Genomic DNA, 25,083 nt, shown 5'->3' with positions numbered 1-25,083 from the left:
AGATTGGCCTGGAAAATGTGATTAACAGAATTTACCAGAATGCGTTATTTGGGTATAGCAAAGAAAGGGAGCTTTATATGAAAAGAAAAATGCTAAGCAGTATTATGACAGCAGCGCTTGCAGTATCTTTGCTTGCAGGATGCGGCGGCAGCGGGAATGCAGATAAGGCGACACAGCCAGTACAAAATGAGGTACAAACTGAAGCATCTGCAGTTTCAGAAGAAACTGCGGGAAAAGCGGCGGGAATCGAAGAAGTTTCTAAGTCCTGCAGTCCGGAGGAGCTTACAGGGACGGTTGTAATATGGGATTGGGACGGAGGAACACAACAGAAATATGTGGATAAATTTAATGAGGTATACCCCAATGTAACAGTGGAAGTCCAGGATGTTGCCTGGGATGATTATATGACAAAGCTGCAGACCAGTTATGTATCTGGAATGGAGCTTCCGGATATTATTCTTGGGGAAATGGCCTGGAGAGGCACTTTGTTTGAAATGAATATTTGTGAAAATCTGGAGGAAGCGCCTTATAACCTGGATAGAAGTGAGATGGTTCCTTCTTCCGTGCCATTAGTATCAGATCAAAACGGTAAAATACTTGGTGTTGAGATGCAGGTGACACCTGCAGGATTTGCTTATAAAAGAGACTTGGCTAAAGAATATCTGGGAACAGATGATCCACAGAAGGTTGGTGAAATGATTAAAGACTGGGATTCTTTCCTGGCTGTGGGGGAGCAGGTAAAGGAAAAGAGCGGCGGAAAAGTAAAGATGATGGCATCTCTTGGAGATGTGCTGCTTTCCACCATCAATCAGAATATTGTGGATTATGTGGACGGGACAAATGTCAATATCACTGAAAAAATGACCCGCCCGCTGGAGCTTACTATGAAAATGCGGGATGCAGGAATTATCGGAAATGTGGAAATGTATTCCGCTTCCTGGTATTCTGCTTATGCGGCGGATGAATATCTGTTCTATGAGGCAGGTGCATGGTGCCCTCCCCTGGTTATCGTACCAAACGATCCGGAGGGAGCGGGAAACTGGGCAGTGACAATGCCTCCCGAGGGCTCCTTTAATCTGGGAGGAACTACGCTTAGTATTTATAAAGACAGTAAAAATAAGGAAGCGGCCTGGGCGTACCTGCAGTTTATTTACTTTTCAGAGCAGGGAGGTTCCTATATGTATGATCTTACAGGAAATTACAGTTGCTATCAGCCATATTACAGCAGTGGATATTCACCCGTTGAAAAAGAAGGGCCTGTGGATAAGTTTTTCGGTGGACAGAGTCTGGTGAAATATTATATCGAAGAAGCAGCACCTAATGCAAAAACTATGCCACAGACAAAATATGATGCTATTATCAACGACGTGTTCCAGGCACTGACTCCCAAATTTATGTCGGATTCTTCCATTGATTCTGCAAAAGCACTCGAGCTTTTTAAAGAGGAAGTCTCCCTTAAGGCACCGGAAGCGCAGATTCAATAGGTTAAAGGCACAGGTGGAAAATGAAACGAAATAAATGGCCGTATCTTTTTTCTCTCCCTTTTTTGGGGGCATATGGATTATTCATGCTTTTTCCCATGATATATTCCTTTTATCTGAGTTTATTTGATTATAATGGAATTGTGGAAAAGTATTTTGTGGGATTTCGAAACTACATCAATCTTTTTACCAAGGACAGGCTGTTTTTAAAATCCTTGTTCAATACGGTTTTAATTATGCTGATGTCACTTCCGGTAAACCTGATACTGGGACTTGTTATTGCATATTTGCTGTTTCAGCTGGTAAAAGGCCGGCGTCTGTTCCAGGTTGTAAACTTCCTTCCATATATAACAACACCGGTTGCCATAGGTTTCATTTTCTCCTATATATTTGATTGGAACAGCGGTATCCTGAACGGCCTGCTTACACATTTTAACATATTGCAGGAAAATTATTTCTGGCTTCAGCATCCATGGTCAGCGAGGCTTATAGTTGCGATTATGATAGTATGGCGGAATTTCGGTTACTGTATGATGATTTACCTTTCGGGAATGACGGCAATACCTCAGGATGTTTATGAGGCAGCTGCAATTGATGGCGCAGGCAAGGTGAAAACCTTCCTGCACATCATTCTTCCCCTGCTGAAGAATGTGACCGTTTTTCTTTTTATAACGGCTTTAATCGGCGGCTTTCAAATGTTTGACGAACCGGTTCAGCTGTATTCAGGATGGTCGGCAGCATCAAAAAGTGTCGGAGGTCCCGATTATTCAGTACTGACTGTTATATGGAAATTTTACGATGATTCTTTTGGAAGCAATACCAGGCTTGGATATGGTGCGGCTATTGCATATACATTATTTTTAATTATAGGCAGCTGTTCCCTGTTCAGTTTCTTTTTCAGCAACAGAAAAGAAAAGTAGGAGGGTGCCGATATGCAGCGTAAAAAAATAATTAATGATATATGGGTTTATCTGATTCTTGGAGTGATGTCAATAATTGCCCTGTTCCCTTTTTACATGATGTTCGTGATGGGCACCTATTATAGTGAGGATTTGTTCCATGGGCTGCCGCTGCTTGTCAGTGATTATTTTGTGGAAAATCTGAAGACAACGTTGGATAACGGGCTTTTGGCAACCTACTTGAACAGTATTCTTGTTTCTGCAGCGTCGGTAATTGCCTGCCTGTTTACCAGTATAACCATAGGCTATGCACTGGCAAAATTTACATTTCGGGGACAAAGGGCAATCCTGATACTTGTTTTGATCGGGATGATGCTTCCCACACAGATATCTATTATCGGGTATATTATGGAGATGAGAGTAGCGCACCTGACTAATACTCTCTGGTCGGTTATATGTGTCTGGATTGCCAATCCCTTCAGCGCCTTTTTCATGATGCAGTTTCTCAGGGATTCGGTTCCGGAAGAAATGATGGAAAGTGCGAGAATAGATGGCTGCTCAGAACCAGGAATTCTTGCTTCAATTGTAGTTCCCTGTATCAAGCCTGCCATTATGACAGTAGCAACGCTGGTATTCCTTTGGTCCTGGAATAACTATCTGCTTCCTTTGATTACATTAAATAAACAGGCGGTTTATACCCTGCCGCTTATGATATCCAATATCTCCGTATCCTACAGACAGGATTACGGGGCACAAATGCTGGCGCTGGCTCTTTCCACCTTCCCTGTGCTGATTATTTTCATACTTGGTTCAAAGTACTTTGTAAAAGGGATTACTGCGGGGGCGGTGAAGGGATAAGCACAAGCCGGAAGGGTAATATTTTGAAAAAAGATGCTTGCAACCTCCCTGGTTTGAGGGCGGTATTAGCCGCATGAGCGCCTGGGGCGCAGATTGGAGCAAAAATGAAGACACGATGGATTTATACAGCCCGTGATACCGGAGAAAGACTGGCGGAGAAAGAGCTTTCTCGGGAGAAAGAGACAGGACCGGTTTTGTTTTCTGTGTATCCGGGAGAAAAACGGCAGAAGATTTATGGATTCGGAGGTGCCTTTACAGATACGGCGGCCATGGCTCTCATTCCTATGGAAGAAGCAATCCGGGAAAAAGCAGTGGCCGCTTATTTTGACCCTGAAACGGGCCTGGGCTATAATATGGGACGAATCCCTATAGGCTGTTGTGACTTTTCAAGCGTTGAATACTCCCATGCAGAAATAGCGGGAGATGAAAACTTAACTTATTATTCAATTGCTCAGGATAAAAAAGGCATTCTTCCGTTAATCAAATCAGCCCAAAAGGTTATGAAAAAAGACAATAGAAATAATGAGCTTCTTTTGTATGCGTTACCCTGGAGTCCTCCGGGATGGATGAAATCCAATGGACAGATGAGCTGGGGAGGAAAGCTTTTGCCCGAATACTATCAGACAATGGCGTCCTATCTGGTAAATTTTATCAGGGCTTATGAAAAAGAGGGGATTTCGCTGTGGGGGCTTGCCACCCAGAATGAACCTGTGGAAGTACAGAGGTGGGCATCCTGTGAATTTACCGGAAAGGAAGAAGCTATATTTCTAAAGGATTTCCTGATACCGTCATTGGAAAAAGCAGGATTCGGGGACAAAAAGCTTCTTTGCTGGGATTGCAATAAAGACTTTTTGAGAAAAAGAGCAGAGGAAATGCTGTCTGATGAAGCTTTAAGAAAAAAAATATTCGGACTGGCTTTTCATTGGTATTCTGGTGATTATTTTGAGGAACTGGAAAAAACACATGAAGAATATCCCGGGGTGGAGCTGCTTGCTACGGAATGCTGTGTGGTGATGCCGGAAAATCTCCAGGACTGGTCAGTTGGGGAACGGTATGGGCACGATATTATTGGAGATATGAATCACTGGACCTGTGCATATATGGACTGGAATCTGTTCCTTGATCAAAACAGTGGTCCGGGAATTGCGGATAATCCTTGTGCGGCACCGATTATATTGGACTATGAAAGGCAGGAGCTGATTCGGATGTCATCCTACTATTATATCGGGCATTTCAGCCGGTATGTTAAAAGAGGGGCATATGGCGTGTTGACCCGAAACTATGACTTTTCAGAGAATGGTGAAAAAAATCTGGAATGCTGCGCCTTCTTGAATCCGTGTGGACAGCTCGTAGTGATTATTATGAATGCCGGAGAGAGGGACAGGGCCGGCAGAATCGAAGTTGACGGAAGGTATATTTCAGTCAGTATGCAGGCTCATAGTATTGGTACTCTTATTGTCGAACTGTAAAGTTTAATAAAAATGAAAAAACATCCCGGATTCCATTGGAATCCGGGATGCCTTCTGTGTGAATTTATATAGATCTCTTGGAGGAGTTCCCAATATTATTTGCCGAAGTATCTCTCCAGTAAGCCCTGGAATGCCTTGCCGTGGCGGGCTTCGTCTCTTGCCATTTCATGAACAGTGTCATGGATAGCGTCAAGGTTAGCAGCCTTTGCGCGCTTAGCCAGGTCGAATTTACCAGCGGTTGCGCCGTTTTCTGCTTCTACTCTCATTTCCAGGTTCTTCTTTGTGGAATCAGTTACTACTTCGCCAAGCAGCTCTGCGAATTTTGCAGCATGCTCTGCTTCTTCATAAGCAGCTTTTTCCCAGTAAAGACCGATTTCAGGATAGCCTTCTCTGTGGGCAACTCTTGCCATTGCAAGGTACATACCTACTTCAGAGCATTCTCCTGCGAAGTTAGCTCTCAGGTCTTCCATGATATCTTCGCTTGCACCCTGAGCAACACCTACAACGTGCTCAGCAGCCCATTCCATTGTTCCGCTCTGTGCGGTGAATTTCTCTGCGGGAGCTCCACAAACGGGGCATTTCTCCGGTGCTTTTTCGCCTTCATAAACATAACCACATACCTGACATACGAATTTCATAATTTTTTTCTCCTTTTAATTTTAATATATTTTTTATTACAACTGCTCCGGAAACCGGGAGTTGCGGATGGCTGATTTTTAAGAAAGAGCTTTCAGCTTCTTCTCTTTACAATGGGGACAAAGGCCGTAAAAATAAGTGATATGGCCGGCTATCTGTCCTTCAAAATTTCTGGCGGCCGTTTGATTGATGCTGTCAATGCTATCCATTTCCAAATCAATTACACTTCCGCAGTCGCTGCAGACAAAATGATAATGAGGACTGGTGTCTGCATCAAAATGATCCACACCGTCGCCGACGCGTAATCTTGCTATTTCTCCAAGATCTGCCAACAGCGTAAGATTTCTGTAAACAGTACCAAGACTGATGTTGGGAAATTCTGTTCTCACATTGCTGTAAACTACATCTGCCGTCGGATGGTCATTCCTTGTCATCAGGAAATCTTTGATGGCTTCCCGTTGACGGCTGTATTTCAGCGTCATTTTCTGCCTCCTTTCTGTTAAAAACGATAATCGTTACTGTTACTATAGCAAAGCTTTTCAATTCTGTCAACATGTTTATAATTTTTTTAGAAATTTATTTTTTCGTTTTTATAATTAGGTTTTCTTTTTATGGTAGAATAACAATGGATACTCAGGGAAGGATGTGAAATATGAAATGAAGTTCAGGACAAAGCTGGTGATAACCTTTTTAACGGTTATTCTGCTGCCCCTTGTGCTTTCTGCGATTGCTTTTGTGGCGATCGGCGCTGTGATGGTGCATAATTCCGATTTGAGATACGGTTTTGAGACGACGGACTACAGCACCATGTCCGATTCACTCGCATCCTTCAGCGGAATAACCGATGATATTTTTTACAGTCTGGAGGAAACGGCCGAAGAGGAGCCTGCAAGGCTTGAGGATAAGAATTTTCTGGCGGCTGTGAATGAGGATGCTTTCAAGAAGTCTTCCTATATTCTGGTGAGGAAGGACAATACGGTTTATTATTCCGGCAATGAGACTGCGACACAGAAAATTTTCAGCCGGCTTCCCGCTTATGGTTTTGAAAGCAGGGATTCCAATTCCGGTTTTTATTATAATGATATGCAAAAGCTGGTAAAGCAGATTGATTTCCGCTTTTCCGATGGCTCAGACGGCAGCGTATTCATTATAACCAGGGTAAACAGCGTTATTTCCAAGACACTGCTTATCTATATGTTCTTTGCGATTGTAATTATTCTGATTGTAACAAGCGTTGTTCTTACCCAGTGGATTTATAAGAGTGTTTTTGCCCCCATTAACAGGCTGAACGTGGCCATGCAGAATATTGCGGAAGGAAATTTCGAATATATCCTTACATCGGAGGATACCAATGAAATCGGCGAGCTGTACCGCAATTATGAGGACATGCGGCTTCGGCTGAAGGAATCCACCGAGGAAAAAATACAGAATGAGCGGCAGAACAGGGAGCTGGTGAGCAATATTTCCCATGATCTGAAAACGCCCATAACGGCCATTAAGGGGTATGTGGAAGGAATAATGGACGGCGTGGCGGATACGCCTGAGAAGATGGAACGTTACATTAAGACTATCTACAACAAGGCCAATGACATGAACCGCCTGATTAATGAGCTGACCTATTATTCGGGCATAGACAGCAACAGAATCCCTTATAATTTTCACCGCATCAATGTGGCGGAATTTTTCCAGGATTGTGTGGAGGATGTGGGGCTTGATCTGGAATCCAAGGATATAGAGCTGAATTATTCGAATCTGGTGGATCCCGACACCCGGATTATTGCGGATCCGGAGCAGCTGAAGAAGGTAATCAACAACATTATCGGAAACAGCATCAAGTATATCGACAAGCCAAAGGGAATCATCAACATACGGATACTGGATGAGGTGGACTCCATCCGGGTGGAAATAGATGATAATGGCAAAGGCATTGCTGCCAAGGATCTGGGAAGTATTTTTGAACGGTTTTACAGGACGGATGCTTCCAGGAATTCCGCCATGGGCGGCAGCGGTATCGGCCTTTCTATTGTAAAGAAAATTATTGAGGACCATGGCGGTTACATCTGGGCGACCAGTAAGGAAGGAGAAGGAACCTGTTTGCATTTTGTAATCAGAAAATACAGGGAGGCAGAGGAAAATGAATAAGATATTAATTATTGAAGATGAAGAAGCGATTGCAGATTTGGAGAAGGATTACCTGGAGCTGTCAGGCTTTCAGGTGGAGATAGAACATGAGGGAGACAAAGGGCTGGAACGTGCCATGACCTCAGAATATGATTTAATCATACTGGATTTGATGCTTCCGGGTATGGACGGCTTTGAAATCTGCCGCCGGATAAGAGATGAAAAAAACATACCGATTCTCATGGTATCCGCAAAGAAGGACGATATCGATAAAATCAGGGGCCTGGGCCTGGGAGCCGATGACTATATGACAAAGCCTTTCAGCCCCAGTGAGCTTGTTGCCAGAGTGAAGGCCCATCTTGCCCGCTACACAAGGCTGGTCAGCTCCCAGCAGAAGACCAATGATATCGTGGAAATCCGCGGAATCCGCATAGATAAAACAGCAAGACGTGTATATATCAATGGGGAAGAGAAGGCGTTTACCACAAAGGAATTCGATCTGCTTACCTTCCTGGCGGAAAATCCCAACCATGTATTTACCAAGGAGGAGCTGTTCCGGGAGATCTGGGATATGGATTCTATCGGGGATATCGCAACCGTGACGGTGCATATTAAGAAAATCCGGGAGAAAATTGAGGCGGATACTGCAAACCCGCAGTATATTGAAACAATTTGGGGTGTCGGGTATCGGTTTAAGGTGTAAGCCGTGGGACTGTCTCTGAGGCATATCCATTGCTACGAAAAAAATGAAAAGGAATTTTTTCAGTTGGTTGGCTTCAGGGATTATCTGAATGAACATGCGGAAGCTGCCAAACAGTATGAGGATTTAAAGAAAAAATTGGCGTCGGATTTCCCGGAGGACAGGGTTGCTTATACGAAGGGAAAGGAAGCGTTTATAAAGGGGATCTATCATATTTTGGATTCTCAGGGAGGATAATTAAAGAAACCTTTATTGCGGGTATTGAAACCTGCAATAAAGGTTTTTCTGCTCAATCATGATTAATAATTCTTTTGGCATATGTGTTTCTGTATTCCGAGGGAGTCATGGATGTTATATTTTTGTATGTTCGGATAAAATTGTGATAATTTGAAAAGCCAAGAGAATCAGCTATTGCACTAACAGTCATATTAGTATCACTTAAGAGAAAGTTGGCCCTCTCTATTTTCTGATTAAGTATATATTGCTTCAGGCTTATTCCGGATACCTCTTTAAAATAGCGTGACAGGTACTTTTCATTATAACCAAAATGAACAGCAATGTTTGTTACTTTCAGGTTATCGTTAATATAATAATTAATAAAATCAATAATGTCGTTGTATAGTTGCTTTTGAATCGGAATATTTTCAGAGGCAGCTTTTTCTTTTTCACTTAAGGAGATCGCATGCTGATTGGAAATCTCACTTATAATAAGTGTCGTCATATAATCTGTGTAATGGGTATCATAGCCGGAACGGACACAATTCTGTAACTGCCTCATAAGAAGAAGGACTCTTTCAGGATAAAGCAGTGATTTTTGAACTGGCAGGAGGATATCATTACGTCCTCCATCAATTTTATTGGGAACCAGTCCGGATACAGGAAAAGCACGTTGGCATGAAAAATGAAGCCAGTAAAAACTGCATTCCGACTCACGGTAACCCCGCCTAATTCTTTTCTCATTACTGGGCTTGGGAGATGGTGGCTGAAGTAGCAGGTATTGTCCTGGGGTAACAGTATATTTGACATCCTGGTATTGCAGATAGAGATTTCCCTTTGTTTCGACAATAAGTTCGTAATCCTCTGTAGTCTGTACACTATGAGTCCACTTTGAAGAAAGTGCCTCAAATTTACCTGTTCTGTTAAACATTAGTGGATTAGTGATATTTATCATATATGCCAGACATGGCGGCATTTGTTTCCCTCCTCTTCTATACTTAATAATACAAAAAGTTACTAAAAGACACCTAAAAGGAAAAAGGAATTTTAAACTTATACATATTTTATAAGTGTACAATCCCATCTTTTTTTTCAATTATAGTCCAGAATTTACTACAATTCAATAGTATTGCAGGAAATATAAAATGGAAATAATGCGTGAAGTAAGTAATTTATGCCTTTAAAAAGAAGTACCGTTTTGATACATATTAAAACGTTTGTGTATTTTGGAAAAGTATAACTAATTGTATAATAGTTATAAATAAATTGCTTGTGGAAGAAATAAAATGAGTATTTTGTACAAAAATAAACCTCATATAAACAATTGTAATTGTGTTTTACTATATATAAATTTCTGTCAGGGCAATTTATGAATGTACAATTTAATAAACTAACGGTACCCAAAAAAATGGGGGAGGAATTTTCCAAACTTAGGAAAGCAAGGAGGATAATTATGAGAGGTAAGAAGTTGTTGGCATTTATACTTGCAGCAGGAATGGCAGGAAGTGCTTTAGCAGGCTGTATGCCAGGGACTGGTGCAACCGGTTCGGAACCTGCAGCTGAAACTAAACAGGAATCTGCATCCGGAACTGAAAATGTCATATCTGAGGAAGCATCAGTATCAGAGGAAACACAAGGAGGATATTCACTGCCTTTATGTGAACCGGGGAGTGAAACACTTTCTATTTTAACTTATCAGAACTGGCATGCATCCGCATACTATGATTCTGACGATGGCCTTCCTGTAGAAAATGAAATCGAAAAAATAACAGGTGTTAAAGTAGACTGGGAATGTGTTGCCAGCGGTGACTATAATACTGTCGCACAGACTAGATTAGCTTCAGGCAGTGAACTTCCTGATATTATCAGAGTCCCTAACGGAACAACAGGACTTGCAGATTACAGCTCACAGGGCTTATTGGTAAATATAAAAGAATATATAAATGAAACAGATACACCTAATCTATGGAAGTTGTTTCAGCAACAGCCTATCTATGAAGCACAGATGACATCACCGGACGGAAATATCTATGGGCTGCCTCATGCGGAATTTGATATTAACAACTATGTACTTATGTGGAATATTATCAGGCAGGATTGGCTGGATAAATTAGGGCTGGCTATGCCTTCCACCATTGATGAATATCATGATGTACTTGTTGCATTCCGTGATCAGGATCCCAATGGAAATGGTAAAAAGGATGAAGTGCCTCTTGGTTATCAGAATGATCAGATGTTTGGTTTGTATACCTTTAAGGAAGCCTTTGGGTTTAATAATACAGATATTTGGTCAGTGTCAGATGATGGAGTGGTGGCCTTTGATCTGATGGACGATAAGTTTTTGGATTGTCTTACCACATTGAATCAGTGGTATGGGGAAGGGCTTTTAAGTACTACAACCGATGGCTCAGATTCCGATTCCCTGATTTCTCAGGACAGACTTGGCGGACAGACATTATCATCAACAGATAACGTAATTGGCAAGGATGATTTGGTAAGAGAAACAAATCCTGACGGACATTATGTATTCATACCTGCATTAACAAATGAAAAATATGCAGATAATCAGCCGACAATCAGCAAGAGACAGTCCTTCCATGACTATTATGCTGTTACTGTTGACTGCAAAAATCCGAAGCTGGCCGTACAATGGCTTGATTGGGTATATGCTTCTGAAGAATCCGCCGTATTGCGTTACTGGGGGTTTGAAGGGGATACCTTTACTGTAGAAAATGGACAGAAGGTATTTACAGATAAGGTTACTAACGGCGGCAGCAGCGCAATTGATGTAATGCGTGGAATAGGAGCGTGGCCTAACTTTGTGGGAAATGAAAGCGGAGAACCTTTCAAGGCCATGTATGTAGGTTCATATTTTGATGAAGCTTATAATGAATTCAAGGATATTATGTCGGACAGAGTCCCTATTGCAATCGGTACAGAAGAAGAAAACAAGATATATACAGAGAAATGGCCGGATATTGAAACCTTTGTAAAAGAAAATGTAGTTAAATTTATTACAGGAAACAGACCTTTAACTGAATGGAATTCTTATGTGGATACTTTGAAACAGATGGGAATCGAGGATGTTGTTGCTGTAAAGCAGGCATGGTACGACAGGACACAGGAAGTGATGCAGTAACTGACAGAAAGTAGATAATGCTGCGGCACCATTGTGTGCTGCACCACGGGGAATACCGCAAAATAACTAATATTTAGCTATGGGTCGGTATTCCCTGTCTATGTCAATAGATATCAGGGTGAGGCGAAATGTATGGCAAAAAATAAGACAGTAAAAAAAGTTCCTGTGGGTAAGTTAATTAAAAGAGACAGATATCTTATTTTGATGGTAGCTCCTTGTGTCCTATATTTTTTGATATTCCATTATGCACCTATGGTGTGGAATATTGTAGCATTCCAGGATTATAATGTCAGACGGGGAATTCTTGGAAGCAGTTGGATTGGACTGGAAAACTTTAAAAGGTTTTTTGAAAGTCCTTATGCTTTCCGTTTAATAAGGAATACGTTTCTATTAAGTTTTATGGACTTGCTCATGGGATTTCCGGTTCCGATTCTTTTTGCGCTTCTCTTAAATGAAGTAAAGAAAAACTGGGTGAAGAGGACGGTACAGACCTTTTCTTATCTGCCACATTTTATTTCGGTAGTAGTAGTGGTTGGTATGATGAAAATTTTTCTATCTCCTACGGATGGGATTGTTAATCTAGCTATTCAGGCACTGGGCGGAAATCCTATCAATTTCTTTTCAGAAGCGAAAATTTTCAGGTGGCTGTATGTTTTCTCAAATATATGGCAGAATTTTGGATGGGATTCCATTATATATTTCGCGGCTATTTCAGGGGTAAATCCGGAACTTTACGAAGCGGCCATTGTTGACGGGGCAGGACGTTGGAAGAAGATGTTCTTCATTACTTTACCTTGTATTGCCCCCACTATTATTGTACTGCTAATTATGAGAATTGGTTGGCTTCTGAGTGTCGGTTTTGAAAAAATTATTCTTATGTATAATGAAGCTACCTATGAAACAGCGGATGTTATTTCCACCTATGTCTATCGTGTGGGCCTGCTGAATTCAGATTTTTCATATGGAACAGCAATTGGGCTGTTTAACTGTATCGTCAGTCTTGTATTGATTATTCTTGCAAATGGTTTGAGCAGGAGATTCAGTGATACATCTTTATTTTAGGAGGATTGGATATGAAACGTAAAAAAAGCCTTAAGGAAAGCGGTCTTATTGGTATTGTTCTTATTTATATTATCATAATCCTCGCAGCTTTTATCACGCTGTATCCATTCCTTTATGTTATAGCCAATTCTTTTAGTAATCCACTGAATGTAATAAGAAGAGATGTTATACTCTGGCCGGTAAATTTTTCATTAACGTCATATCAGACACTACTTCAGCAGAAAGATGTGTTTATGGCATATTACAATACCATATGGTATACGGTGGTAGGAACTCTTGTTAATATGATTTTGACTATAATGGCGGCATATGCACTTTCGATTAGGAAGTTTTTTCTGCGTAATCAAATTTCAATATTTATTGCGGTTACCATGTTTGTATCCGGGGGGATTATCCCATCATACATTGTGGTAAATAAACTGGGTTTATATGATACGCCTTGGGCATTAATTGTGCCAACAGCTATTAGTGCATATAATTTAATTGTGGCAAGAAGTTTTTTTGAGTCTCTTCCTGAAGAATTGACGGAGTCAGCACACTTGGATGGGGCAAATGATTTTACTATTCTTTGGAAGATTATTGTTCCCGTATCCAAGCCAATCATCTCAGTATTGATTATTTTTTATGCGGTCGGACACTGGAATGAATATTTTAATCCTATGATTTATTTAAAGAGCAGAGAATTAAAACCCATTCAGCTGTATCTGAGGGATATTCTTGTGGCAAACCAACAGGCGACCACAAGTACTGGCGGCAGTACAGGTGCTGAAAGGCAGTATCTTTTTGAAGCATTGAAATTTTCAACCATTGTAATAACAACATTGCCGATTACAGTTATTTATCCCTTTTTTCAAAAACATTTTGTACAAGGGGTAATGATAGGAGCAGTAAAAAGCTGATTTATAAATTATCGGCGGGAAAGCAGGTGAAATTATGGGAAGATATAAGTATATACCACGTGGTACTGCAGGCGGATGGATAAAATCACAGGATTCTCCGGTAATAGGAGGAGCATTAGGAACTGTCTTTGACTGCTGTGTACGTAAGGAGAATGAAGGATACCGAATGTGGTATTCCTGGAGACCGGCTAAAGGAATTGCTGTAGCGAATAGTCCGGATGGTTATGACTGGAGTCTTCCGCAGATGGTAATGCCAAGACAAATAAGTCTCCCATGGGCTGTAGATGAAGTAAACAGGCCTTGTGTGCTTTACCGGGGCGGGAAGTACAGGATGTGGTTTATAGGAATGGTGCGTCCTTTAGATTTTTGTTATGGAACAAGTGCTGTGGGTTATGCGGAAAGTAATGATGGTATTCATTGGGATGTACGAAGAGAATCGGTTATGAATCCGGATGAACCGTGGGAAAAGAACAGCCTGTACTGTCCGCATGTGATATGGGATGAGGAAAAAAACAGTTATTGTATGTGGTATTCAGGTGGGGAACAATATGAATGCGATAGCATAGGCTATGCGGAAAGCGAAGATGGAATTCACTGGAACAAATATAATAAAAATCCTATTTTTACGGCTGACAAAAATAAATTCTGGGAGGCGCTGAAGACAGAAGCATGCTGTGTTGTTCGTGAGCAGGATTACTTTTATATGTTTTATCTTGGAATCAGTGCAGATAGAACGGCATCGATTGGTATTGCCAGATCCAGAGATGGCATAACGGGTTGGGAACGGCATCCAGACAATCCGGTAGTTGCTGGTACAGACGGCAGCTGGGACTATTTGGGAGTTTGTAAGCCATTTGTATTGAAAACGGATGATGGATTTCTTATGTGGTATAACGGCTGCAATCAATCCGAAGGAGAAGGACAGGTGAAGGAAGAGATAGGTGTAGCTTTACATAAAGGATATCAGCTGTGGCCGGAGGATGGAGCTGCCCGGGAAAGGGATATACCGGATGAAAAAATTGTGTGCCGGGACTTGTTTTTAGGGTGTCGGTAGGAAGAGAGGGAAAAATGGGGCAGAATGTTAAATGGGTTCCTCTTGGAACAACAGGCGGATGGGTAAAGGCAATAGAAAATCCTGTTTTAGGTCCGGAATATGGCACGACCTTTGATATTCATGTGATTAAAGAGGAGCACAAATACCGCATGTGGTTTTCCTGGAGGGATGTAAGGCTGATTGCACATACTATAAGCGATGATGGTATTCATTGGGATTTACCACGGGCGGTGCTTACTGCCATTCCAGGATCAGAATGGGAGGGAGATGAGGTAAACAGACCTACGATTGTTGTTAAGGATGGTCTTTATCATATGTGGTATACAGGACAGGTTTTTGCGCGCGAGAATCAGATGAGTAAAAGCTGTATTGGCTATGCGGTGTCTGAAGATGGAGTAAATTGGATGCGTCGGGAAGAACCTGTTTTAGTGCCAGAGGAACACTGGGAGCGTTACTGTGTTATGTGTCCTCATGTGCTCTGGGATGATGAGGATAATATATTTAAAATGTGGTATTCCGCGGGACATATGCATGAGTCAGATGCAATCGGTTATGCGGAAAGTCCAGATGGAATCAACTGGATACGGTATTCTGGAAATCCAGTTTTTATGCCTGATCCGAACAATTACTGGGATATGAGCAAGGTTGAGGCTTGCTTTGTGATGAAATGGGATGGGTGGTACTATATGTTCTATATGGGGGTCCATGGAGATTATAAATCTGCTGTAGGCCTAGCCAGATCAAAGGATGGGCTACTCTGGGAGAGGCATCCGGACAACCCGATAATTGCAGGAGATGATGACTTATGGGATTTTGGAGGAATATGTAAGGTAAGCGTTGTTGAGGAGGAGAATGGCTTCCGGTTATGGTACAATGCCTCTAACGGGGGTGGGGAACAGATCGGTACGGCATTTCATCGGGGATTTTCCCTGTTCCCTGATGTAGGAAATAAATATGTATCAGAGAGAGGCGAAAATCCTTGCAGAAAGGGAAAGTTCAACTATTATTATAACAGATTTGCATTGTTAAGAGATTAAACATGTGATCAGAGGAGGATGTAATGGATTATTGCGGATACAAATATAAGCCCCGGGGATGTACTGGTGGATGGGAGGTAATAGGCACGAAGCCTGTTCTCGGCCCGGGAATGGGAACTGTAAATGATCCTTTTGTTATTAAGGAAAATGGATTTTACCGTATGTGGTTTTCCTGGAGAAAGGGAAGAGTTATTGCATATACGGAAAGCAAGGATGGAGTACGTTGGGATAATGTTCAGGTAGTTCTCACTGCGGTTAAGGGATCGGTTTGGGAAGGACATGAGGTATGCAGACCTACGATTTTAAAAAAAGATGGAATGTATCATATGTGGTACACAGGTATGATGTATCCTACGGAAATTAATGCTCCAAAAAGCTGTATCGGTTATGCAATAAGTGAAGATGGTATCGTATGGAGACGAAGGAATAGCCCGGTGATGGAGCCTTCTTCTGCCTGGGAAAAAATCGCGGTTGCCCATCCACATGTCATGTGGGATGAAGAAAATAAAAAGTTCCGCATGTGGTACTGTGCAGGAAGACAGCATGAACCGGATGCAATAGGATATGCAGAAAGTTTGGATGGTGTAAAGTGGGAGAAATTTTCCAAGAATCCAATTTTCACACCGGACAGCACACATTATTGGGAAATGGGAAAGGTATCGGCACCTTATATAATAAAAGAGGATGGTTGGTATTATATGTTTTATCTGGGAATGGATGGGGATTTGATTGCGGGTGCAGGATTAGCCAGATCAAAGGATGGAATCCATGATTGGGAAAGGCACCCAAGTAATCCTATTTCCGCCGGAAAGGATGGAAACTGGGATTGGCTTGGAACACGAAAGGTCAGCATTGTGAAAGAAAAGAATGGATATCAGATGTGGTATACTGGGGGAATGAGAGAAGGGCAGGCAATTGGAATTGCGTGGCACGATGGTTTTGACCTGGGATTCCCGGAAGAAGGAGCACCCGGTAGAGATGAAAGGGGCTTTGGAGAAGGTTTGGGAAGTGTAAATTACTATTATCATGATAACATAGCAAAGTATTAATCGAGGTAAATTGGTACAAGAAGAATGGAGGAAGTTATGCATAATCCGAATCAGTATAAGCCTATTCCATGTGGTGTAATGGCCGGTTGGGAAAGAGTGGGAAATGAACCGGTTTTTGGCGGAGCCATGGGTACGGTTTTTGACAATTATGTTATTTATGAAGATGGCATCTATAAAATGTGGTATTCCTGGAGACCGGTAACATGCATTGTATATGCGGAAAGCACAGATGGGAGAAATTGGACACTTCCCAAGGTGGTTCTGACCTATGATGAAGAATCTGAATGGGAATGCTCGGAGGTAAGCAGGCCGACCATAATACATAAGGACGGAATTTATCATATGTGGTATACAGGTCACAAATGGTGTGGCCGCCATTCCACGAGCGTAATAGGTTATGCTACCAGTGAAGATGGAATTCACTGGCATAAGTATGGAAAGCCGGTAATGGTATGTACGCAGCCATGGGAACGCGAAATGATATGGTGTCCGCATGTTATTTGGGAGGAAGAAGAAAATAAATATAAAATGTGGTATTCCGGTGGAGCAACACCTAAAGCGGAGGCAGATGCTATTGGGTATGCAGAAAGTGAGGATGGGATTAATTGGAATAAACATCCTAACAATCCTGTATTTAAGCCGGATCCAAATATCCATTGGGAAATGTATAAGGTTTCTGCCTGCTATGTATGGAAACAGGATGACTGGTATTATATGACTTATCTTGGCAGTGATTCGGACATGCGCGCAGCAAATGGTATGGCGCGTTCCCGGGATGGGATCACTGGCTGGCAGCGCCACCCTGATAATCCTGTATTTGGGGAATGCGAAGGTGAATGGGATTGTGCTGGTGTTTGTAAGGTAAGCGTTCTTAAACAAGAAGATGGATATCTGGGATGGTATAATGGTTTTAACCATACCCTGGAGGAGATGGGATTTCTTGTACATAAAGGATTTGATTTTGATTTTCCTGATTATGGGGAAGAAAGAGAACCAAGAAGGGGTGATGGTACATGTTGTTCTGAAATAAATACTCTTTATTAAAGTACTATAAGTAAATAGAAAAAAGTAAAATCTCATGTCAAAGACAAAATTTGGCATGAGATTTTTTTATTCAGGTCTTTAAAACTAAAGAACAAACATTTTCTTTCAAAGATACGCTGCCATGTCCTTTTTTCCGTGCTATAATAGTCCCCATAAACCAATCGGAAAGGAAATCTCACCAATTGAAATCAAAAATACTGGCAGAAGACCAACATATACTTGTATGCTATAAGCCGCCGGGGCTTGCGGTGCAGAGCGGCAGGATCGGGGAACCGGACATGGTCAGCGAACTGAAAAATTATCTGGGAGGCAGGAATCCTTATCTGGGACTGGTTCACCGGCTGGATCAGCCGGTATCCGGCATCCTGGTTTTTGCGAAAACGCCTCAGGCCGCGGCTAAGCTCAGCCAGCAGGCGGCGGCTCATGGGGAAGCGCCGCAGGGCGGGAAAAACCAGACGGGTAAACAAAAAAAGAACGGAAATCAAAAGCCGGGAATAGAAGCAATACCTTCTATGGAAAAGTGGTACATGGCCCTTGTTTATACCGGAACGAAAAGAGCTGGAACAGCTACAGAGCAGATACATCAGATACAAGAATCAGTACAGGAACCGGGTCTGGATGAGGAACGGAATGAGATACGGAGGAAAGAAATAAAACTCGTTGATTATCTTCTCCGGGATGCCGGACAAAATACATCAAGAGTGGTGAAGGCAGATACAAAAGGCGCCAGGAGAGCGGAGCTATTGTATGAGGTGGTAGAGAAAAGGGACAGGCAGGCGCTTGTCAGGATACGGCTTCTCACCGGACGTCACCATCAGATACGTGTTCAGTTTGCCAACGCTGGGCTGCCGCTTTTGGGAGATGCCAAGTATGGGACGGAAGAAAGCAGGGAGTATTCCGCAGAAAAAGGGTATGGGAATATATGTCTCTGTGCCTTCTCTTTAAGTTTTTATCATCCGGCATCCGGAAAAAAGATGGATTTTCAGTTGGAGGAGCTTCCATGGATCAAAAACAATTGATGGGACAAAATATAAGCGATGGAGCAGAGTCCAAAGACCACATAGGGGCTGGCGGTGACGGCAGCGGGCAGGAAAGCAGGGATGCGGGCTGGGTGATAGCTAATATCAGGGATTTTGCGCAATTTCTTGCCGGCTGCTGGATGTTTCTTATGCTGGCGGTATTTCCGTTGTACTTTGGGGATAAATACCATGAAATAGGCGCTTATAAGTATTCCTTTTTTTCAGGGGTATCAACAATGATTCTCGTTCCGGCAGCAGTGCTGGCGACGCTTGTACTATTGTGGAACCTGGGGAAAAGCAGGCTGCGTGTAGTAAAAGGGGAGATTTCTGCGTTGGATGCAGGAGTCCTGCTGTATATGGCGGCTTCGGCAGTTTCCTATTTACTGAGTGATTTTCCTTCGGAGGCATGGGAAGGCGTGGGAGGCTGGAATATGGGGCTGCGTACCCAGCTGCTTATGGGAATCTCCTATTTTCTGATTTCCCGTCTGTTTCCCTGGAAAAAAGGGGCACAAGGGCCGGGTCTTTCATGGACCACGGGGATAGGCGGGAAACTGATTTTCTGCGGCTTTTTTCTGGGATCAGGAATCACTTTTCTGTTGGGTATTCTGCACAGATTCCTCATTGATCCGTTGGGAATGTATAAAGGGATTGACAGCTCCTACCATATATGGTTTCTGTCCACGATTGGGCAGGCTACCTGGTATTCCAGTTATGTATGTACGGTTTTTGCAGTTGGGCTTTGTATCTTTTTTGCCGCAGAGAGCAGAAAAATCAGGGTGATTTCGGGGATTTACTGCGTATTGGGCTTCATGACCCTGGTAACGCAGAACAGTGACAGCGCATTTTCGTCCATGTTTTTGCTGTTTCTGGGGCTGTTTGCCGTGGCCTGCGGCAGTCCCCATAAGATGGAGAGGTTTCTTGAGGTAATTATTTTGGGCGCCGCGTCCTTTAAAGCGATTGGCTTACTGCAATGGGGGTTTGCGGATAAGGCGCTGGAGCTGGGGACATTATCCATGTCACTTTCTAAAGGATGGATTTCCTGGCTGGTTCTGTTGGTTGCTGCGGCCTGCTATATTGCGCTGCTGCAGCTGGAGGAAAAAAGGGGTGAAGCACGGTTAAAAGAAAGCTGGAAAAAATGGGGAAGCCGGCTGCGCCTGGTTTGTATTTTCATGGCCGTGGCGGGAATTGTGCTGGCGGTTATTTTGATTTATTTTAATACAAACGGATTTTTGCAGGAATGGTTTGGGATTACCCTGAATAACCAGTATCTTCTGTTTGATAATAAATGGGGAAGCGACAGAGGGTTCATATGGAAAACTGCGGCCGGGCTGTTTGCGGCCCTTCCCTTCGGGAAAAAGCTTTTCGGCGTGGGGCCGGACTGTTTTATGCCTTATAGCTACAGTATACCGGAGTATGCGGATAAATTGTATCAATACTGGAAACCCAATATCCTTACCAATGCGCATAATGAATTTTTAAATTTGCTCATTTGCATTGGAATTGCAGGGCTTCTGGCTTTTATTGCCATGCTTTGTATGGGAGTGGCGCGTTTTTACCGTGCATCCCGGAAAAGTCCACTGATTCTTGCGGGAATGCTTTGTATCCTGGCCTATGCGGGATCTAATTTTTTCTGTTATCAGCAGGTATGCTGTACGCCGTTTCTTTTTATCATCATGGGACTGGCGGAAAGCGCCTTAAGGCGGCTGGAAAAGTAAAAAAATCCGGTGGTTGAAACTGGCAGCTTCAAATTGATTCTGAAGCAGGATAGATTTGAGTGAAATCCTTATACTAATCACGTGAAAATTTTGAGGAAAACAGGTGATATGGGTATGGGGAAATTGTTGGAAAAAGGTCCGAAAAAACTGATTTTTGCCGCGGGAGCCGGTTTGGGAGTATTTCTTGGCTTCCGTTATTTATTTCCGCTCATTACGCCCTTTCTGCTGTCTTTCTGTATTGTTTACCTCTGCAATCCATGGCTGAACAGGCTGCAGGGGAAAACACATATAAAAAAGGAAATTCTGCTTGCGGGAATTCTGGCTGCCGCTGCCGCATTGCTGGCTGTTATTGTCTGGGCGGCATTGCAGGGCGGCTTTGGGCAGGCAAAGGTACTGGCGGATAACTGGGACAGTATGTGTGTGCAGATAAGGTGTTTTTTCGGGGACTGCTGTCTGTTTGCCCAGGAGCATTTTGGTGTGGATGCGGTTAAAGTAGAGAAGGCGGTCCTGGAAAAAGTGGACATATTTATAGAGAACCTCCAGGTACAGTTTGTCCCGAACATGGTGAAGGAATCCTGGTGGTATCTGAAAAAAATAATTTCCTGCGCGGCATTTCTGGGAGTCAGCTTCATTGCTTCGATTCTGCTCTGCAAGGACTATGACGGGATGGTGGAAAGGCTGCAGGACGGAGGAGAAGGCGCGGAGGCGGTGGAAAAGGCTTTTGGCATTGCGGAGCGGATTATCCGCCTGGTGGGGGTGTACCTGAAAGCGCAGGCTGTCATTCTTCTGGTGATTATGGTGATATGCTGCCTGGGGCTTTGGCTGGGAAGGATCGGCCATGGGCTGACGCTTGGCATACTGGCCGGAATCCTGGATGCCCTGCCCTTTATCGGGACCGGAATCGTACTGATGCCTACGGCATTCTGGCAGCTGGTAAACGGCCGTATTGGCGCGGCGGTGCTGTGCGTGGTTGTTTATGTGGCATGCATGGGGGCGAGGGAATTCCTGGAGCCTAAGCTGATGGGCGAAAAAACAGGGATTTATCCGATCTTTATGCTTCTTTCCGTATATGCCGGCGTGAAGCTGTTCGGCGTTTCCGGAATTATCAAGGGGCCGCTTGCCATGGTGATCCTGCTGGAATTATGGCGGTATTTCATGGGCAGAGAGAAGGAGTGTCCTTGCGGAGGCGGAGAGGAAAAGCTATAATATTTTATGATGCTTTCATAACGGTTCGGAACCTATGTTGTTTTTTATTTTTAACGCTTTGGTTCTGCATGCAGAAATTTTCAGAAGAGGAAAAACTATGTATATAGGGGATTTGCATATTCATTCGCGCTATTCCAGGGCTACAAGCAGGGATTGTACGCCGGAACACCTGGATTTATGGGCCAGGAAAAAGGGAATCGATATTGTGGGGACTGGCGATTTCACCCATCCGGCATGGCGGGAGGAGCTGAAGGAAAAGCTGGAGCCGGCGGAGGATGGTCTGTATACGCTGAAGGATGAGTACCGGATCCATGACGCGGCGGCTCCGGATGATCGCAGGCCGCGTTTTGTGGTGACCGGGGAAATCAGTTCCATATATAAGAAAAAGGATAAGGTGAGGAAGGTTCACAGCCTTCTGCTTTTGCCTGGTCTGGAGGATGCGGACAGGCTTGCCCGCAGGTTGGAGCTGATCGGGAATATCCATTCCGACGGCCGGCCGATTCTGGGGCTGGACTGCAGGGATTTGCTGGAAATCATGCTGGAAACCTCTCCGGAGGCCTTATATGTTCCCGCCCATATCTGGACGCCGCATTTTTCCATGTTCGGTGCGTTTTCCGGGTTTGATGCCATTGAGGATTGTTATGAGGATATGACGCCCTATATCCATGCGCTGGAAACCGGGCTTTCCTCTGATCCGCCCATGAACTGGAGGATTTCCGCCCTGGATTCCTATCAGCTCATATCCAATTCGGATGCACATTCCCCGGCAAAGCTTGGACGGGAAGCCAATCTTTTTGAGATTCCGCTGTCCTTCTCCGGGCTTGCGGATGCCATAACCACAGGAAACGGCCTTCAGGGAACCATTGAATTTTTCCCGGAGGAAGGGAAATACCACTTTGACGGCCACAGGAAATGCAGTCTCTGTATCAGCCCGGCGGAGGCGCTTTCCTATGGAAATATATGTCCGGTGTGCGGCAAGAAGCTGACCATTGGCGTGCTGCACAGGGTGGAACAGCTGGCAGACCGGGAGGAGGGATTTGTATTACCTCAGGCCAGGCCTTTTGAGAGCCTGGTTCCCCTGCCGGAGGTAATTGCCGCATCCACCGGAAAATCGGCTTCCTCTAAAAAGGTGCTGGAACAATATGAGAAGCTTTTGGGAAAGTTGGGGGCCGAATTCGACATCCTCCGTATCATTCCGGAGGAAGATATCAAGGCAGCTGCGGGGGCGCCGATTGCAGAGGGAATAAAACGGCTGAGGGAAGGCCGGGTTGACCGTACGCCGGGCTTTGACGGTGAATACGGCACTATCAGCCTTCTTACACCTTCGGAAATCAGCAGTCTGGAGGGACAGCTCAGTTTTTTTACCGAAGAGGGCATGGGAAACGAAGATTCTCCGGAAAAAATTCGTAGCCACAGACAGACGGAGGTGTTAAGAGCGGCCCGGCCTGAAGGGGGAACGTCTGTTACTGAAGAAAAAAATGATGAGGAACACGGCGCCGGAATAAGCAATTCCCGGGAAGGGAATGCAAAGGAAAATGGTTCCGGATTGTATGAGGAGGCGAAGCTAAATCCTGATCAGGAAGAGGCGGTGTGCGCCCTGGATCGGGTAACTGCCGTTATTGCAGGTCCCGGTTCGGGTAAAACAAAGACATTGATCTCGCGGATATCCTATCTTCTGAAGGAAAGAGGGATTGCACCTGTCTTCATTACGGCGGTGACCTTCACGAATAAGGCGGCTGAGGAAATGCGCAGCCGACTGGAACGGCTGTCCGGCTGGAAAAGGGCGGCTCACGAAATGAATATCGGTACCTTTCATGGAATCTGCAGCCGGTTCCTGACTTCGGCAGGTCTGGAATTTATGGTGGCGGACGAAGGACTGCGGGAGGAACTGGCGGAAAAAGCCATCGCCAGGTACGCTTTGAAGCTTTCCCCTTCCCGGTTCCTGCGGGAAATTTCCAACAGGAAATGCAGCGCAGCGCAGGGAGAGAGTCCGGCGGTGCAGGAAGAAAGCCGAGTGGTGCAGGAAGGGAGCCACGCATCCGGGGCGCAGGTCACTGCGGAGGCAGCCGCTTTTTATCAGGAACTGCTTGCCGGGGAGAAGGTGTTGGATTACGATGACCTTTTACTGGAAACGCTGCGGCTATTCCGGGAAAATCCAGGCGCAGAGGCAGAGAAGCAGTTTCAGTATCTGCTGGTGGATGAATTCCAGGATATTAACCCGGTGCAGTATGAGCTGCTTAAGGCCTGGAATCGGAACGGCAGGGAGCTTTTTGTAATCGGGGATCCGGATCAGTCCATATATGGCTTCCGTGGATCGGATGCCGGCTGTTTTTCCAGGCTGGAGGCGGACTATCCGCAGATACATATGGTAAGGCTTGAGGAAAACTACCGATCCGCGCCGGCGGTTCTGGAGAGTGCGTTGTCCCTTATTTCTCATAATGACGGGGAAAAAAGAAGGATGCATGCTTTGGCAAAGGAGGACGCTCTGGTCCGTGTGGTGGAGGCCTCCGGGGAGATGGGGGAAGCTATTTTTACGGCAAAGGAAATTAACCGCCTGATTGGCGGAATAGATATGCTGGATGTGGAGGAAAATCATAGCGGTGAGCAAAGAAGGGTGCGCAGTTTTTCCGATATCGCAGTGCTTTACCGCACGCACAGACAGGCGCAGCTTCTGGAAAAATGCCTTCGGCAGGAGGGCATCCCTTACGTGGTTGCAGGCAGGGAGGATTTCCTGCTTGAAAAAAATGTCCGGGGTACGCTTTACTTTTTCCAATATGTCCTTCACCCGGAGGATGAGGCTGCGGGGCAGTTGTGTCTCAGGCTTCTCTGGCCGCCGGAGGAAAAGACGGCAGAGGAACAGCTGACTCTTCTTATTTCCAAATATAAAAGGAGAATACATAAGGACAGGACGGAAAAGCTTCTGGAAAACTGGATAAAGGACAGAAAGCTGGAGGAAAGCGGCGAAATGGAGAAGCTTGTGAACGCTGCGGTTCTATATCCTGAGATGGAGCATTTCCTGGAAACACTTTCCTTAGGCGCTGAGGGTGACATCAGGAGAAGCGGAAGCCGCAGGTTCCCGGCGGACGCCGTTACACTTATGACCCTGCATGGTTCAAAGGGGCTGGAATTTCCCGCCGTGTTTATTTATGGGATCCGAAAAGGGTTGTTACCGCTGGAGCTGGGGACGGCTTCGGGTGATGTGCAAGAGGAAAGAAGGCTTCTTTATGTTGGCATGACGCGGGCCAGGGAGGAATTAATACTCACCTTTTCCGGGGAAACTTCCATGTTTCTTGGGGAAATCCCCGAGAAGTTTTCGCAGAGGGAGCAGGCGAAGAAAGAGAAGCCTGTTGAGGAAGCGGTGCAATTAAGCTTGTTTGATTTTATGGTATAGATTATAGGATAAGTTGCCGTCCGGGTATGAATGAATGCCCGGACGGTTTTTGTTTGTGCAGAGACTGTCTATATAACTGTGTATTGTA

General features: G+C 44.3%; 21 protein-coding genes. 18 read left to right on the top strand and 3 right to left on the bottom strand.

The window, feature by feature from the left end; genetic code table 11:
- Window positions 1-77 precede the first annotated feature (77 nt).
- The 4 genes from HMPREF1548_RS02920 to HMPREF1548_RS02905 all read left to right on the top strand — a co-directional run bounded on the left by HMPREF1548_RS02920 (window position 78) and on the right by HMPREF1548_RS02905 (window position 4,707).
- Window positions 78-1,484 carry an ABC transporter substrate-binding protein gene (locus HMPREF1548_RS02920; protein WP_035320832.1) on the top strand — a complete coding sequence of 469 codons (1,407 nt, stop codon included), beginning with the start codon at window positions 78-80 and terminating at the stop codon, window positions 1,482-1,484.
- Between the two features lie 20 nt (window positions 1,485-1,504).
- Window positions 1,505-2,401 (top strand): carbohydrate ABC transporter permease, encoded by an 897-nt coding sequence (locus HMPREF1548_RS02915; RefSeq protein WP_021634229.1) that lies wholly within the window; start codon window positions 1,505-1,507, stop codon window positions 2,399-2,401.
- Window positions 2,402-2,413: 12 nt separating this feature from the next.
- A complete protein-coding gene (locus HMPREF1548_RS02910) occupies window positions 2,414-3,238 on the top strand; it encodes a carbohydrate ABC transporter permease (RefSeq protein WP_021634228.1) in 825 nt (274 codons plus the stop codon).
- Between the two features lie 104 nt (window positions 3,239-3,342).
- Window positions 3,343-4,707: a glycoside hydrolase family 30 protein gene (locus tag HMPREF1548_RS02905; RefSeq protein WP_021634227.1), complete on the top strand. Its 1,365-nt coding sequence runs from the start codon at window positions 3,343-3,345 to the stop codon at window positions 4,705-4,707.
- A 95-nt stretch (window positions 4,708-4,802) separates the two neighbouring features.
- Here HMPREF1548_RS02905 and HMPREF1548_RS02900 read toward each other — a convergent pair whose 3' ends face one another.
- Both HMPREF1548_RS02900 and HMPREF1548_RS02895 read right to left on the bottom strand, forming a co-directional pair.
- Window positions 4,803-5,348 carry an NADH peroxidase gene (locus tag HMPREF1548_RS02900; protein ID WP_025488121.1) on the bottom strand — a complete coding sequence of 182 codons (546 nt, stop codon included), beginning with the start codon at window positions 5,346-5,348 and terminating at the stop codon, window positions 4,803-4,805.
- A gap of 75 nt (window positions 5,349-5,423) precedes the next feature.
- Complete coding sequence (locus HMPREF1548_RS02895) at window positions 5,424-5,825, bottom strand: Fur family transcriptional regulator (RefSeq protein ID WP_021634225.1); 402 nt, start codon at window positions 5,823-5,825, stop codon at window positions 5,424-5,426.
- Window positions 5,826-6,000: 175 nt separating this feature from the next.
- On the opposite strand from HMPREF1548_RS02895, the gene HMPREF1548_RS02890 reads away from it, so the two are divergent.
- The 3 genes from HMPREF1548_RS02890 to HMPREF1548_RS02880 are packed head-to-tail and all read left to right on the top strand — an operon-like array spanning window position 6,001 to window position 8,401.
- Complete coding sequence (locus tag HMPREF1548_RS02890; protein ID WP_021634224.1) at window positions 6,001-7,485, top strand: sensor histidine kinase; 1,485 nt, start codon at window positions 6,001-6,003, stop codon at window positions 7,483-7,485.
- Window positions 7,478-8,167: a response regulator transcription factor gene (locus HMPREF1548_RS02885; RefSeq protein WP_021634223.1), complete on the top strand. Its 690-nt coding sequence runs from the start codon at window positions 7,478-7,480 to the stop codon at window positions 8,165-8,167. Before HMPREF1548_RS02890 ends, HMPREF1548_RS02885 begins: the two co-directional genes overlap by 8 nt.
- Window positions 8,168-8,170: 3 nt before the next feature.
- Window positions 8,171-8,401 carry a GrpB family protein gene (locus HMPREF1548_RS02880; RefSeq protein WP_021634222.1) on the top strand — a complete coding sequence of 77 codons (231 nt, stop codon included), beginning with the start codon at window positions 8,171-8,173 and terminating at the stop codon, window positions 8,399-8,401.
- A gap of 52 nt (window positions 8,402-8,453) precedes the next feature.
- On the opposite strand, the gene HMPREF1548_RS02875 is transcribed toward HMPREF1548_RS02880, so the two are convergent.
- Window positions 8,454-9,356: an AraC family transcriptional regulator gene (locus HMPREF1548_RS02875; protein ID WP_035320798.1), complete on the bottom strand. Its 903-nt coding sequence runs from the start codon at window positions 9,354-9,356 to the stop codon at window positions 8,454-8,456.
- A 393-nt stretch (window positions 9,357-9,749) separates the two neighbouring features.
- On the opposite strand from HMPREF1548_RS02875, the gene HMPREF1548_RS02870 reads away from it, so the two are divergent.
- The 11 genes from HMPREF1548_RS02870 (at window position 9,750) to HMPREF1548_RS02820 (ending at window position 24,995) form a co-directional block, all read left to right on the top strand.
- On the top strand, window positions 9,750-11,519 hold the full coding sequence (locus HMPREF1548_RS02870) for an extracellular solute-binding protein (protein ID WP_021634220.1): 1,770 nt from the start codon (window positions 9,750-9,752) through the stop codon (window positions 11,517-11,519).
- A 132-nt stretch (window positions 11,520-11,651) separates the two neighbouring features.
- The gene (locus HMPREF1548_RS02865; protein WP_021634219.1) at window positions 11,652-12,581 is read left to right on the top strand and encodes an ABC transporter permease; all 930 of its coding nucleotides are present in this window, start codon (window positions 11,652-11,654) and stop codon (window positions 12,579-12,581) included.
- Between the two features lie 11 nt (window positions 12,582-12,592).
- Window positions 12,593-13,480, top strand: coding sequence for a carbohydrate ABC transporter permease (locus tag HMPREF1548_RS02860; RefSeq protein ID WP_021634218.1), 888 nt, complete (start codon window positions 12,593-12,595; stop codon window positions 13,478-13,480).
- Window positions 13,481-13,514: 34 nt separating this feature from the next.
- Complete coding sequence (locus HMPREF1548_RS02855) at window positions 13,515-14,534, top strand: family 43 glycosylhydrolase (protein WP_021634217.1); 1,020 nt, start codon at window positions 13,515-13,517, stop codon at window positions 14,532-14,534.
- Between the two features lie 14 nt (window positions 14,535-14,548).
- Window positions 14,549-15,571, top strand: coding sequence for a family 43 glycosylhydrolase (locus HMPREF1548_RS02850; RefSeq protein ID WP_021634216.1), 1,023 nt, complete (start codon window positions 14,549-14,551; stop codon window positions 15,569-15,571).
- A 23-nt stretch (window positions 15,572-15,594) separates the two neighbouring features.
- Window positions 15,595-16,620, top strand: a complete 1,026-nt coding sequence (locus HMPREF1548_RS02845) for a family 43 glycosylhydrolase (RefSeq protein ID WP_021634215.1) — start codon at window positions 15,595-15,597, stop codon at window positions 16,618-16,620.
- A gap of 36 nt (window positions 16,621-16,656) precedes the next feature.
- Window positions 16,657-17,664: a glycoside hydrolase family 130 protein gene (locus HMPREF1548_RS02840; RefSeq protein ID WP_025488128.1), complete on the top strand. Its 1,008-nt coding sequence runs from the start codon at window positions 16,657-16,659 to the stop codon at window positions 17,662-17,664.
- Window positions 17,665-17,846: 182 nt separating this feature from the next.
- Window positions 17,847-18,683, top strand: a complete 837-nt coding sequence (locus tag HMPREF1548_RS30350) for an RluA family pseudouridine synthase (RefSeq protein ID WP_021634212.1) — start codon at window positions 17,847-17,849, stop codon at window positions 18,681-18,683.
- Window positions 18,665-20,398, top strand: coding sequence for an O-antigen ligase family protein (locus HMPREF1548_RS02830; protein WP_021634211.1), 1,734 nt, complete (start codon window positions 18,665-18,667; stop codon window positions 20,396-20,398). Before HMPREF1548_RS30350 ends, HMPREF1548_RS02830 begins: the two co-directional genes overlap by 19 nt.
- 114 nt (window positions 20,399-20,512) lie before the next feature.
- Window positions 20,513-21,604 carry an AI-2E family transporter gene (locus HMPREF1548_RS02825; protein ID WP_162162438.1) on the top strand — a complete coding sequence of 364 codons (1,092 nt, stop codon included), beginning with the start codon at window positions 20,513-20,515 and terminating at the stop codon, window positions 21,602-21,604.
- A 97-nt stretch (window positions 21,605-21,701) separates the two neighbouring features.
- The gene (locus tag HMPREF1548_RS02820; RefSeq protein ID WP_035320815.1) at window positions 21,702-24,995 is read left to right on the top strand and encodes a UvrD-helicase domain-containing protein; all 3,294 of its coding nucleotides are present in this window, start codon (window positions 21,702-21,704) and stop codon (window positions 24,993-24,995) included.
- Window positions 24,996-25,083 lie beyond the last annotated feature (88 nt).

Origin of the sequence: Clostridium sp. KLE 1755 (genome assembly GCF_000466465.2) — a bacterium.
GTDB lineage: Bacteria > Bacillota > Clostridia > Lachnospirales > Lachnospiraceae > Eisenbergiella > Eisenbergiella porci.
This window is presented reverse-complemented; position numbering and strand designations above follow the sequence as displayed.